The organism is Escherichia sp. MOD1-EC6098 (assembly GCF_002965865.1).
In the GTDB taxonomy this organism is placed as follows: Bacteria; Pseudomonadota; Gammaproteobacteria; order Enterobacterales; family Enterobacteriaceae; genus Escherichia; species Escherichia marmotae.
This window is the reverse complement of sequence record NZ_PTSN01000022.1, coordinates 44,833-58,878: the sequence shown is the minus strand read 5'-3', so window position 1 is coordinate 58,878 and position 14,046 is coordinate 44,833. Positions and strand designations below refer to the sequence as shown.

Here is a 14,046-nt window from a genome sequence, read left to right as displayed (position 1 = left end):
CCTTACGCCTTCTCGATGTTGACTAAGAACGCTTTATATTCCGGCGTTTGCGAGTTTGCATCACCGACATTCGGCGTCAGAGTGTTAGCGATATAGCCTTTACGCGCGACACCCTCAAAGCCCCAGTGGATTGGAATACCCACCGTTTCTACCTGTTGACCGTTAACGTTCAGCGGCTTCAGACGGCGCGTTACCACGGCCACCGCGCGGATAAAGCCACGCTTACTGGAGACAGTGACACGATCGCCATTGGCAATGCCTTTCGCCGCCGCCAGCGTTTCGCTGATTTCCACAAACTGTTCCGGCTGGGCGATTGCGTTGAGCAATGCGTGCTTGGTCCAGGTGTGGAAGTGCTCGGTCAGACGGTAGGTCGTACCCACGTAAGGGAACTGCTCTTTTTTACCCATCCGCAGCGCATCTTGTTCATACAGACGCACGACCGGGTTAGACACCACGTTTGGATGCAGCGGGTTCGTACCCAGCGGCGTTTCAATCGGCTCGTAGTGTTCCGGGAATGGACCTTCTGCCATTTTGTTGATGGCAAACAAGCGTCCCATCCCTTCCGGCTGCATGATAAACGGCCCGGTTGGCGTACCCGGTGCGGCATTGCCGAAGTCCGGAATATCATTGCCCGTCCACTTGCTGCCGTTCCACTGGATCAGCATCCGTTTCGGATCCCACGGTTTACCGTTGATATCCGCTGAAGCACGGTTGTACAGCACGCGACGGTTGAGCGGCCACGCCCATGCCCATCCCAGCGTATTCCCCAGACCTGACGGGTCGGAGTTATCGCGGTTGGCCATCTGGTTGCCCTGCTCGGTCCAGCTACCGGTGTAGATCCAGCAAGAAGATGCAGTCGTACCGTCATCACGCAGATGCGCAAAGCTACTCAGCAACTGACCTTTCTTCGCAATCAGCACGCCATGGGCATCATAGAGATCTTCCAGCGCATAGCCGTTGTTCTCTTTTGCCACTTCGTCAGATTGCGGCTCGTGCGGCTGCTTGTAGTTCCAGCTCATCTTCATCAGCGGTTCTACGCCTTTACCACCTTCGGCTTTATACAGCTCGCGCAGATGGTGGTAGATACCCGCCAGAATTTCACCGTCGTTACGCGCTTCGCCCGGAGCGTCCTGACCTTTCCAGTGCCACTGCAACCAGCGACCGGAGTTGGCGATAGAGCCATCTTCTTCAGCAAAGCAGGTCGAAGGCAGACGGAATACCTCGGTCTGGATAGACGCCGGATCGACATCGTTCGACTCGCCGTGGTTCTGCCAGAAGGTGGAGGTTTCAGTCACCAGCGGATCGATAACCACCATGTATTTCAGCTTACTCAGGCAGCTAACCACTTTGTTTTTGTCCGGGAAGGACGCAACCGGGTTAAAGCCCTGGCAGAAATAACCGCTGACCTTGCCTTCGTCCATCATGTTGAAATACTTGATGACGTCGTAGGTCTGATCCCACTTCGGCAGCCAGTCGTAACCCCAGTGGTTTTCTTTCTGTGCGGCATCGCCGTAGAAAGATTTCATCAGGCTAACGAAGAACTTCGGATAATTGCTCCAGTAGTTCACCTGATCAGCCAGCGTCGCTTTCGGCGTATTCGCTTCCAGATACGACTGCAGATCAACCTGTTTTTCTGACGGCAGCGTCAGATAACCCGGTAAGCTGGTAGAGAGCAGACCTAAGTCGGTCAGACCCTGAATGTTGGAGTGGCCGCGCAGCGCGTTCACGCCACCACCAGCCATACCCATGTTGCCGAGCAGCAACTGGATCATCGCCATAGTACGAATGTTCTGCGCACCGACAGTGTGCTGCGTCCAGCCCAGGGCGTACAGGAAGGTGGTTGTGCGATCCGGCGCGCTGGTGGAGGCCAGCACTTCACACACTTTCAGGAAGTCGGCTTTTGGCGTACCACAGATGTTTTCTACAACATCCGGCGTGTAGCGGGAAACGTGCTCTTTCAGCAGGTTCCACACGCAGCGCGGATGAGTCAGCGTATCATCGCGTTTCGCATAGCCATTTTCATCGAACTGATAGTTCCAGGACGACTTATCGTACTGGCGTTTTTCAGCGTCATAGCCGCTGAACAGGCCGTCTTCGAAAGCAAAATCATCACGCACCAGCAGGCTGGCGTTGGTGTAATGCTTAACGTATTCAGCGTTGATTTTGTTGTTTTCGATCAGGTAGCGCAAAACGCCAGACAGGAACGTAATGTCCGTACCGGAACGAATAGGCGCGTAGATATCCGCGACAGAAGCGGTACGCGTAAAACGGGGATCGACAACGATCAAGGTTGCATCGTTGTTGTTTTTCGCTTCCATCGCCCAGCGGAAACCGACGGGATGCGCTTCAGCAGCGTTACCGCCCATCACCATCACGACGTTAGCGTTTTTGATATCCACCCAGTGGTTGGTCATCGCACCGCGACCAAATGTTGGAGCAAGACTTGCTACCGTTGGTCCGTGTCAGACGCGTGCCTGGTTGTCTACCGCCAGCATCCCGAGGGAGCGAGCAAATTTTTGGGTCAGCATCCCGGTTTCGTTGCTGGCACCGGAAGCACACAGCATACCGGTAGAAAGCCAACGGTTAACCGTTACGCCCTGCTCGTTCTTCTCAATAAAGTTGGCATCACGGTCAGCTTTCATCAGCTTCGCAATACGGGAAAATGCTTCATCCCAGCTAATACGCTGCCATTTATCTGAACCTGGAGCGCGATATTCCGGGTAACGCAGACGGTTTTCACTGTTCACGTAGTCCAGCAAACCGGCCCCTTTCGGGCACAGCGCACCGCGGCTTACCGGATGATCCGGATCACCCTCAATGTGATAAATCGCTTCTCTGGCGTTTTTAGCTCCATCACCCAGGCTATACATCAATAGCCCGCAACCTACGGAACAGTATGTGCAGGTGTTACGGATCTCTTTTGCGCGTAATAATTTATAGTTTCGCGCCTGAGCCAGTGCTTGCTTCGGGGCAAAGCCCAATGCTGCTACTGTTGTTCCAGCCATACCGCCCGCGCAGATTTTAAAAAATTGTCTGCGACTGACGTCCATTGCTTTCCTCTTTTTACACGGGTGTAACTGCGCGAGGAAACTAACAGTAAAATTCCGAATCTTTTTGCGCCAAATCAAAAAGAACGCCTGTTTGCCACAAAATAGTTCGCCTTTACAAATTGACCTACCTCAATAGCGGTAGAAAAAGTCACCACGTCCTGACAGGCAGGTTAAAAAAATGCTATAAATTTCAGCGCGATTTTTAATGGCAAGAGAGAAAAAAGAGCAAATATGACAAAACAAAAAGCAACACTCATTGGCCTGATTGCGATCATCTTGTGGAGCACGATGGTTGGGTTGATTCGTGGGGTCAGTGAGGGGCTCGGTCCGGTAGGAGGAGCGGCGGCGATCTATTCATTAAGCGGACTACTATTAATATTCACTGTTGGATTCCCACGTCTTCGGCAGATCCCGAAAGGTTATTTACTTGCTGGCAGCGTATTGTTTGTCAGCTATGAAATTTGCCTCGCGCTTTCTTTGGGATACGCGGCCACCCGCCATCAGGCCATTGAAGTCGGTATGGTGAACTATCTATGGCCCAGCCTGACGATTCTTTTTGCCATTCTTTTTAACGGACAAAAAACAAATTGGCTGATTATTCCAGGATTGCTTTTCGCGTTGATGGGTGTTTGTTGGGTGCTGGGCGGTGAGAATGGCATGAAATATAATGAAATAATCAATAATATCACTACCAGCCCATTAAGTTATTTTCTGGCGTTTATTGGTGCCTTTATCTGGGCGGCTTATTGCACGGTAACCAATAAATATGCCCGTGGATTTAACGGTATTACCGTTTTCGTTCTTCTGACGGGTGCAAGCCTATGGGTTTACTATTTTCTGTCGCCACAACCAGAGATGGTTTTTAGCACCCCTGTCATCGTCAAACTCATTTCTGCGGCTTTTACTTTAGGATTTGCTTATGCCGCCTGGAATGTCGGTATTTTACATGGCAATGTCACTATTATGGCAGTAGGGTCTTATTTTACCCCCGTACTTTCGTCAGCGCTTGCTGCCGTGCTGCTCAGCGCACCGCTGTCGCTCTCATTCTGGCAAGGCGCACTGATGGTCTGTGGCGGTTCTCTGCTCTGCTGGCTGGCGACACGTCACCGATAAATAAAGATGACAAGATGAGGCCAACGCTTCATACAGCAACAAAACACGTTCAGGGATATGCGGATTTAAAAATTAGTGAAGACAATGATATATTTTTGTTACATTCAGTAACACATAAGCCTTCAGATAATCCGCTTTCTCACCGCGCGGCTGTGCTTTCTTATCTATTCTTTCATTCAGCACTTCACTCTATTCATCCTTAATTCTAAAAACGGGCGGTTGCGCCCAACGTCCTGTCTTTTCTTTTTTTCATTAACAATGTGTGCATGCGAGGAAGAATATGGCACTGCAAAATGAGAAAAACAATCGTTATCTTTTGCGCGACTGGAAGCCAGAAAATCCGGCATTCTGGGAAAATAAAGGAAAGCATATAGCACGAAGAAATCTCTGGATATCAGTCAGTTGTTTACTTCTTGCGTTCTGTGTCTGGATGTTATTTAGCGCTGTCGCCGTTAATCTCAACAAAATCGGCTTTAATTTTACTACCGATCAACTTTTTTTATTAACCGCATTACCCTCCGTTTCGGGCGCATTATTACGTGTTCCCTACTCCTTTATGGTGCCAATATTTGGTGGACGTCGCTGGACCGTTTTTAGTACCGCTATCCTGATTATTCCCTGCATCTGGCTCGGTTTTGCCGTGCAAAATACAGCTACTCCCTTCGGTGTATTTATTGTAATTGCTCTGCTGTGCGGTTTTGCGGGCGCAAACTTTGCTTCAAGTATGGGAAATATCAGTTTTTTCTTCCCGAAAGCCAAACAAGGTAGCGCACTTGGCATTAATGGCGGACTGGGTAATTTAGGCGTCAGCGTGATGCAACTGGTTGCGCCGCTGGTGATTTTTGTTCCGGTATTTGCCTTTCTTGGTGTTAATGGCGTACCGCAGGCCGATGGCTCTGTGATGTCACTGGCTAATGCTGCCTGGATTTGGGTGCCATTGTTGGTCATTGCCACCATTGCTGCCTGGTCAGGGATGAATGATATTGCCAGTTCACGTGCATCAATTGCCGACCAGTTACCTGTGTTACAACGCCTGCATCTCTGGCTGTTGAGTCTGCTCTACCTCGCCACTTTTGGCTCGTTCATCGGCTTTTCCGCGGGTTTTGCCATGTTGGCAAAAACGCAGTTCCCGGATGTGAATATTCTGCAACTGGCGTTTTTTGGTCCGTTTATCGGTGCCATTGCGCGATCGGTTGGCGGCGCTATCTCCGATAAGTTCGGCGGCGTTCGCGTTACGCTTATCAACTTTATTTTTATGGCTCTGTTCAGTGCGTTGCTGTTTCTGACGTTACCCGGCACGGGTTCAGGTAATTTCATTGCGTTTTACGCCGTATTTATGGGGTTGTTCCTGACGGCGGGTCTGGGAAGTGGCTCTACTTTCCAGATGATTGCCGTCATCTTCCGCCAGATAACCATTTATCGGGTGAAGATGAAAGGCGGTAGCGATGAAGAAGCACAGCGAGAAGCAATCACCGAAACCGCCGCCGCACTTGGCTTTATCTCGGCAATTGGTGCAGTTGGCGGCTTTTTTATTCCACAGGCGTTTGGCATGTCGCTGAATATGACCGGCTCGCCGGTTGGCGCGATGAAAGTGTTTTTAATCTTTTACATCATCTGTGTGCTGCTGACCTGGCTGGTCTATGGTCGGCGGCAGTTTAGCCAAAAATAAGAGATCGATGCCTGATGCGACGCTGATGCGTCTTATCAGTCCTACAACCGTGTCGCACCCGTAGGTCGGGGTCGGATAAGACGTTTACGCCGCATCCGACAAGGCATCAGATCCCAAATCATTCCTGGAGCAGGAGTCATGTCATGAGTAAACTTTTGGATCGCTTTCGCTACTTCAAACAAAAGGGCGAAACCTTTGCCGATGGCCACGGACAGGTGATGCATAGCAACCGCGACTGGGAGGACAGCTATCGACAACGTTGGCAATTCGACAAAATCGTGCGCTCCACCCACGGCGTTAACTGTACTGGCTCCTGTAGCTGGAAAATCTATGTCAAAAACGGCCTGGTAACGTGGGAAATCCAGCAGACCGACTACCCGCGTACCCGCCCTGACCTGCCCAATCATGAACCCCGCGGCTGCCCACGCGGTGCAAGCTACTCATGGTATCTCTACAGCGCCAACCGCCTGAAATACCCACTAATTCGTAAGCGGTTAATCGAATTATGGCGCGAAACACTTAAACAGCACAGCGATCCGGTGCTGGCGTGGGAATCGATTATGCATGACCCGCAAAAGTGCTTAAGCTACAAACAGGTGCGCGGACGCGGCGGGTTTATCCGCTCCAACTGGCAGGAGCTGAATCAACTGATTGCCGCTGCTAACGTCTGGACTATCAAAACTTACGGGCCGGATCGCGTTGCCGGATTCTCTCCGATTCCGGCAATGTCGATGGTCTCTTACGCCGCAGGAACACGCTATCTGTCACTACTCGGCGGCACCTGCTTAAGTTTCTATGACTGGTATTGCGACCTGCCACCCGCCTCACCGATGACCTGGGGCGAGCAAACCGACGTCCCTGAATCTGCCGACTGGTATAACTCCAGCTATATCATCGCCTGGGGGTCTAACGTACCGCAGACACGCACGCCAGACGCCCACTTCTTTACTGAAGTACGCTACAAAGGCACCCAAACTATCGCCATTACTCCTGACTACTCGGAGGTGGCGAAACTGTGCGACCAGTGGCTGGCTCCGAAGCAAGGCACCGATAGCGCGCTGGCGATGGCGATGGGGCATGTGATTTTAAAAGAGTTTCATCTCGATAATCCCAGCGATTACTTTATCAACTACTGCCGCCGCTACAGCGATATGCCGATGCTGGTGATGCTGGAACCGCGTGACGATGGCAGCTACGTTCCCGGACGAATGATTCGCGCGTCCGATCTGGTGGATGGACTGGGTGAAAGCAATAACCCGCAGTGGAAAACCGTGGCATTTAATACCGCAGGTGAACTGGTCGTGCCCAACGGTTCGATTGGCTTTCGCTGGGGCGAAAAAGGCAAATGGAATCTGGAATCCATTGCCGCAGGTGCAGAAACCGATTTGTCATTAACCCTGCTCGGCCAACACGACGCTGTCGCTGGCGTGGCTTTCCCCTACTTTGGCGGCATTGAAAATCCGCATTTTCGCAGCGTAAAACACGAACCCGTCCTGGTGCGTCAGTTACCTGTTAAAAACCTGACATTAGCCGATGGCAACACCTGTCAGGTCGTCAGCGTTTATGATCTGGTGCTGGCAAACTACGGCCTCGATCGCGGGCTGGAGGACGAAAACAGCGCGAAAGATTACGATGAAATCAAAGCCTACACCCCGGCCTGGGGTGAGCAAATTACCGGTGTACCGCGCCAGTATATTGAAACCATCGCCCGTGAATTTGCCGATACCGCCCATAAAACCCACGGGCGCTCGATGATTATCCTCGGTGCTGGCGTCAACCACTGGTATCACATGGATATGAACTACCGAGGGATGATCAATATGTTGATTTTCTGCGGTTGTGTCGGGCAAAGCGGCGGCGGCTGGGCGCATTACGTTGGTCAGGAAAAACTGCGCCCGCAAACCGGCTGGCTGCCGCTGGCATTTGCGCTGGACTGGAACCGGCCACCGCGCCAGATGAACAGCACTTCGTTTTTCTACAATCACTCCAGCCAATGGCGCTATGAAAAAGTCACCGCCCAGGAACTGCTCTCACCGCTGGCCGATGCCAGTAAATACAGCGGTCATCTGATTGATTTCAACGTTCGCGCTGAGCGCATGGGTTGGCTACCTTCCGCGCCGCAACTGGGGCGTAACCCGCTCGGGCTGAAAGCCGAAGCCGATAAGGCCGGATTATCACCCACCGAATTTACCGCTCAGGCGTTGAAGTCAGGCGAGTTACGCATGGCCTGCGAACAGCCGGACAACGGCAGCAATCATCCGCGTAACCTGTTTGTCTGGCGCTCTAACCTGCTTGGCTCCTCCGGCAAGGGTCACGAGTATATGCAGAAATATCTGCTGGGTACGGAAAGTGGCATTCAGGGGCAAGAACTTGGGCCGACGGAGGGAATTCAATCGGAAGAAGTAGAGTGGCAAACCGCCGCGATAGAGGGAAAGCTCGACCTGCTGGTAACGCTCGATTTCCGTATGTCCAGCACCTGCCTGTTTTCCGATATCGTCCTGCCTACCGCCACGTGGTATGAGAAAGACGATATGAATACCTCGGATATGCATCCGTTTATTCATCCACTTTCTGCGGCGGTCGATCCCGCCTGGGAATCACGCAGCGACTGGGAAATCTACAAGGGTATCGCCAAAGCGTTCTCGCAAGTGTGCGTGGGCCATCTCGGCAAAGAAACTGACGTGGTACTTCAGCCATTGTTACACGACTCTCCGGCAGAGCTATCCCAACCTTGCGAAGTGCTCGACTGGCGCAAAGGTGAATGCGATCTGATCCCCGGCAAGACTGCGCCTAATATTGTGGCGGTGGAGCGCGACTACCCTGCTACCTACGAACGCTTTACCTCACTGGGGCCGTTGATGGACGAACTCGGCAACGGTGGTAAAGGTATTTCATGGAATACCCAGGATGAAATCGATTTCCTCGGCAAACTCAATTACACCAAACGCGATGGCCCGGCTCAGGGGCGTCCGCTGATTGATACCGCCATTGATGCATCGGAAGTGATTCTGGCGCTGGCACCGGAAACCAACGGCCATGTTGCGGTAAAAGCCTGGCAGGCGCTGGGTGAGATCACCGGACGCGAACATACTCATCTGGCGCGGCATAAAGAAGATGAAAAGATTCGCTTCCGCGATATTCAGGCGCAGCCGCGTAAAATCATCTCCAGCCCGACCTGGTCTGGCCTGGAAAGCGATCACGTCTCCTACAATGCGGGATATACCAACGTTCACGAGTTAATTCCGTGGCGCACGTTGTCTGGCCGTCAGCAGCTCTATCAGGATCACCCGTGGATGCGTGCCTTTGGCGAAAGTCTGGTGGCTTATCGCCCACCTATCGACACCCGTAGCGTTAGCGAAATGCGCCAGATCCCACCAAACGGCTTTCCGGAAAAAGCCCTTAACTTCCTGACACCGCATCAGAAATGGGGCATTCACTCCACTTATAGTGAAAACCTGTTGATGCTGACGCTCTCACGCGGTGGACCGATTGTCTGGATCAGCGAAACCGATGCCCGTGAACTGACTATTGTTGATAACGACTGGGTGGAGGTCTTTAACGCCAACGGTGCGCTGACTGCCCGCGCGGTAGTCAGCCAGCGTGTACCGCCGGGCATGACCATGATGTATCACGCTCAGGAACGGATTATGAATATCCCCGGCTCGGAAGTGACCGGAATGCGCGGCGGTATTCACAACTCGGTCACCCGCGTTTGTCCGAAACCAACGCATATGATTGGCGGTTACGCGCAACTGGCCTGGGGCTTTAACTACTACGGCACCGTCGGCTCGAACCGCGACGAGTTCATCATGATCCGCAAGATGAAGAACGTGAACTGGCTGGATGATGAAGGTCGCGATCAGGTACAGGAGGCGAAAAAATGAAAATACGTTCGCAAGTCGGCATGGTGCTTAACCTCGATAAATGTATCGGCTGTCACACCTGTTCGGTGACCTGTAAAAACGTCTGGACTGGACGCGAAGGTATGGAGTACGCGTGGTTTAATAACGTCGAAACCAAACCGGGCATTGGTTACCCGAAAAACTGGGAAGATCAGGAAGAGTGGCAAGGCGGCTGGGTTCGCGATGTCAATGGCAAGATCCGCCCGCGGCTGGGCAGCAAAATGGGCGTGATAACCAAAATCTTTGCCAATCCGGTGATACCGCAGATCGACGACTACTACGAACCTTTTACCTTCGACTATGAACATTTGCATAGCGCGCCGGAAGGTAAACACATTCCCACTGCGCGTCCACGTTCGCTGATCGACGGCAAACGGATGGACAAAGTGATCTGGGGGCCAAACTGGGAAGAACTGCTGGGCGGAGAGTTCGAAAAACGCGCCCGCGACCGCAACTTCGACGCCATGCAAAAGGAGATGTACGGTCAGTTTGAAAATACCTTCATGATGTATTTGCCGCGCTTGTGCGAACACTGCCTTAACCCAAGCTGTGTGGCGACCTGCCCCAGCGGCGCTATCTATAAACGCGAAGAAGACGGCATTGTGCTGATCGACCAGGACAAATGTCGTGGCTGGCGCTTATGCATCAGCGGTTGTCCGTACAAAAAAATCTACTTTAACTGGAAAAGCGGCAAGTCAGAAAAATGCATCTTCTGTTATCCGCGAATTGAGTCCGGACAGCCAACGGTCTGCTCCGAGACCTGCGTAGGTCGCATTCGATATCTTGGTGTGCTGCTCTACGACGCCGACCGCATCGAAGAAGCGGCGAGCACGGAACGTGAAGTTGATCTCTATGAGCGCCAGTGCGAAGTGTTCCTCGATCCGCACGATCCCTCGGTGATCGAAGAAGCCCTGAAGCAAGGTATCCCACACAACGTGATTGACGCCGCCCAGCGTTCGCCGGTTTACAAAATGGCAATGGACTGGAAACTGGCGCTGCCGCTGCACCCTGTGTATTGATTCACTTGAAGTACGAAAAAAAACCGGGAGGACATTGGATTATTCGGGATTTGGCGGGATTAGATTTAGTGGGGCTTGCAAGCCTGTAGGACAGATTTTAGCCGTTACGTCTTGAAACGCGAAAGATTATTGGAAACAGCTTTTGATTCATTAAAGACACGAAAAGTAATTACTTCACGCATCATTTCAAGTACAGCTTCAAAAATGCTTCAAAAACGGTAACAACCAGGCTTTCAGCAAGTGATGTGTGTCAAAAACAATCATCACTGTTTGGGTATCTTACATATGTAATTACCTGGAGTGAAGTTTATGTCTTAGCTATTACCTGGTTGTTATACGGCTTTCTTTACATCGTTTTCTCTTGCAGGGAAATTATGTTCTTTGCCTTCATACTGAGACAAAATCTCTCTTACTTTTTCCGGTGGTAATGCCTGAAGAGTTTGCAGGGTTTTCTGTTGCTCCACAGTAATCCCTAATGCCTCTAATGCCTTATCTTTACTGACAATTGTAGGCATAAGTCCTTTAATCCCTGCTACACGAATGATCTCCACAGCTGCGGCCTGCTCATCTGGTGTTAAGAAGCTCATTGCATAAATTAGCCTCTCATCAACTGTATGGGCGATTGATGTATGCACTGGTTTATCAGAAAGTGAGGTTCCTTTAATGGCCCTACGTGTTTCTTCTGGCAGACTGTTGATGTGATACTCATAAGCGACACCTTTCCCACCGTGACGCTGACGTTTTACCCAATCTTCCGCCACAGCTTTCCTGGTAATGTTAGTCGCCAACTTTGGTACACCAGGCATCCCTTCCAGCTCTTTCGCATTAAACCATTCTTTGATTTCAAAAGACATCATTTAAAATCCTAGCGATTTCAATAGAGGAAAAATAAATTCATATAAAAATCATACCGTTATGTGAAATTATGGTAAATCTTTTCAAATCACTATTGATTTGAAAATGATTCCACACTACATTACACGATATGCCGTGAGCTACTTTATAGCGTAGCTCACGGGGGAATCTGAAAGGATTACACGAAATGCATATGAATAAAAGAACTAACCGCCAAGATTGGCACAGAGCTGACATCGTTGCAGAGCTACGAAAACGCAATATGTCACTAGCTGAATTGGGAAGATCTAATCATCTTTCGTCTTCAACATTAAAAAATGCTTTGGATAAGAGATATCCGAAAGCGGAGAAAATCATTGCAGATGCACTGGGAATGACACCGCAAGATATTTGGCCGTCTCGATACTAGGTGCGCTATGAAAGAATGGTATACAGCAAAAGAGTTGCTCGGTTTGGCAGGTTTACCAAAGCAAGCCACTAACATTACACGTAAGGCACAAAGAGAAGGCTGGGAGTTCAGGCAGGTTGCAGGAACTAAAGGTGTATCATTTGAATTCAATATCAAATCATTCCCTGTCGCATTACGTGCTGAAATTCTGTTGCAACAAGGGAGAATTGAAACAAGTCAGGGGTATTTTGAAATCGCCCGCCCCACGCTGGAAGCCCATGATTATGATCGTGAGGCACTGTGGAGCAAATGGGATAACGCCAGCGATTCCCAGCGCAGACTTGCTGAAAAATGGTTGCCTGCGGTTCAGGCTGCAGACGAAATGCTGAACCAGGGGATTTCAACGAAAACGGCTTTTGCGACCGTTGCAGGGCATTACCAGGTCAGCGCATCCACTTTGCGGGACAAGTATTACCAGGTACAGAAGTTTGCGAAGCCTGACTGGGCGGCTGCACTTGTTGATGGACGTGGTGCATCTCGTCGCAATGTTCACAAAAGTGAATTTGACGAGGATGCCTGGCAGTTTCTGATTGCAGATTATCTGCGACCGGAAAAACCCGCCTTCCGCAAATGTTATGAGCGTCTGGAACTGGCAGCACGCGAGCATGGCTGGTGTATTCCCTCCCGCGCCACGGCCTTTCGCCGGATTCAGCAACTGGACGAGGCAATGGTTGTTGCCTGTCGTGAAGGTGAACATGCACTGATGCATCTGATACCGGCACAGCAGCGAACTGTGGAACACCTGGACGCCATGCAGTGGATCAACGGCGACGGTTATCTGCATAACGTCTTTGTACGCTGGTTTAACGGTGATGTGATCCGCCCGAAAACATGGTTCTGGCAGGATGTGAAAACCCGAAAAATTTTGGGCTGGCGCTGCGATGTGAGCGAGAACATTGATTCAATTCGCCTCTCGTTCATGGATGTTGTGACTCGCTACGGTATCCCGGAGGATTTTCACATCACCATTGATAACACCCATGGTGCAGCGAATAAATGGCTGACGGGGGGCGCGCCCAATCGTTACCGCTTTAAGGTGAAAGAGGACGATCCAAAGGGACTGTTTTTACTGATGGGCGCAAAAATGCACTGGACAAGCGTTGTTGCCGGTAAAGGCTGGGGCCAGGCAAAACCTGTTGAACGTGCTTTCGGTGTTGGTGGGCTTGAGGAATACGTTGATAAGCATCCGGCACTGGCTGGCGCATATACGGGGCCAAATCCGCAGGCAAAACCTGATAACTATGGCGACCGTGCTGTTGATGCAGAGCTGTTTCTGAAAACCCTTGCTGAAGGTGTTGCGATGTTCAATGCCAGAACAGGCCGTGAAACAGAAATGTGCGGGGGCAAACTCTCGTTCGATGATGTTTTCGAGCGTGAATACGCCAGAACGATTGTGCGTAAGCCAACCGAAGAACAAAAACGGATGCTGTTACTGCCTGCTGAGGCGGTGAACGTTTCACGCAAAGGCGAGTTTACGCTAAAAGTTGGCGGCTCCCTAAAAGGCGCAAAAAACGTTTATTACAACATGGCGTTAATGAATGCCGGCGTGAAAAAAGTTGTGGTCAGGTTTGATCCGCAGCAGCTACACAGCACGGTTTATTGTTACACCCTGGACGGTCGATTTATCTGTGAAGCGGAATGTCTGGCACCTGTTGCATTTAATGATGCTGCGGCAGGCCGTGAATATCGCCGCCGCCAGAAACAACTGAAATCTGCAACTAAAGCAGCCATTAAGGCGCAGAAACAAATGGACGCGCTGGAAGTTGCTGAACTGCTGCCGCAGATAGCCGAACCAGCAGCACCAGAATCAAGGGTTGTTGGTATTTTCCGGCCTGTGGGTAACACAGTACGGGTTAAATATCGCACCCCCGATGATAAATACGAACCCGCTCGTGATGAATATCTGAATCAGTCACTGGATATTCTGGAACAGAAAAGACGTAAAAAAGCCATTTAATTAACGTTTAAACAAAATTTAATTACGAGGTTA

The 14,046-nt window shown here is 50.9% G+C and carries 7 protein-coding genes and 1 pseudogene; 6 read left to right on the top strand and 2 right to left on the bottom strand.

The window, feature by feature from the left end:
• Positions 1-2: 2 nt before the first annotated feature.
• Entirely contained in the window at positions 3-3,050 is a 3,048-nt protein-coding gene (gene fdnG / locus C0K55_RS20675; protein WP_105266484.1) for a formate dehydrogenase-N subunit alpha, read from the bottom strand.
• A 231-nt stretch (positions 3,051-3,281) separates the two neighbouring features.
• On the opposite strand from fdnG, the gene yddG reads away from it, so the two are divergent.
• The 4 genes and pseudogenes from yddG to narH all read left to right on the top strand — a co-directional run.
• Positions 3,282-4,163, top strand: coding sequence for an aromatic amino acid efflux DMT transporter YddG (yddG, locus tag C0K55_RS20665; RefSeq protein WP_105266485.1), 882 nt, complete (start codon positions 3,282-3,284; stop codon positions 4,161-4,163).
• Positions 4,164-4,443: 280 nt separating this feature from the next.
• Positions 4,444-5,832, top strand: a complete 1,389-nt coding sequence (gene narU, locus C0K55_RS20660; RefSeq protein WP_001207879.1) for a nitrate/nitrite transporter NarU — start codon at positions 4,444-4,446, stop codon at positions 5,830-5,832.
• 143 nt (positions 5,833-5,975) lie between these two features.
• Positions 5,976-9,716, top strand: coding sequence for a nitrate reductase Z subunit alpha (gene narZ / locus C0K55_RS20655; RefSeq protein WP_105266486.1), 3,741 nt, complete (start codon positions 5,976-5,978; stop codon positions 9,714-9,716).
• Positions 9,713-10,750: pseudogene (gene narH, locus C0K55_RS20650) on the top strand (nitrate reductase subunit beta); the annotation flags it as partial. The gene narZ and the pseudogene narH, both read left to right, overlap by 4 nt.
• Before the next feature lie 335 nt (positions 10,751-11,085).
• Here the strand turns inward: narH and C0K55_RS20645 are convergent.
• Positions 11,086-11,610, bottom strand: coding sequence for a MerR family transcriptional regulator (locus C0K55_RS20645; protein ID WP_105266487.1), 525 nt, complete (start codon positions 11,608-11,610; stop codon positions 11,086-11,088).
• A gap of 185 nt (positions 11,611-11,795) precedes the next feature.
• On the opposite strand from C0K55_RS20645, the gene C0K55_RS20640 reads away from it, so the two are divergent.
• Complete coding sequence (locus tag C0K55_RS20640; protein ID WP_000551058.1) at positions 11,796-12,017, top strand: helix-turn-helix domain-containing protein; 222 nt, start codon at positions 11,796-11,798, stop codon at positions 12,015-12,017.
• Positions 12,018-12,024: 7 nt separating this feature from the next.
• Complete coding sequence (locus tag C0K55_RS20635) at positions 12,025-14,013, top strand: transposase domain-containing protein (protein ID WP_105266488.1); 1,989 nt, start codon at positions 12,025-12,027, stop codon at positions 14,011-14,013.
• Positions 14,014-14,046: the final 33 nt, after the last annotated feature.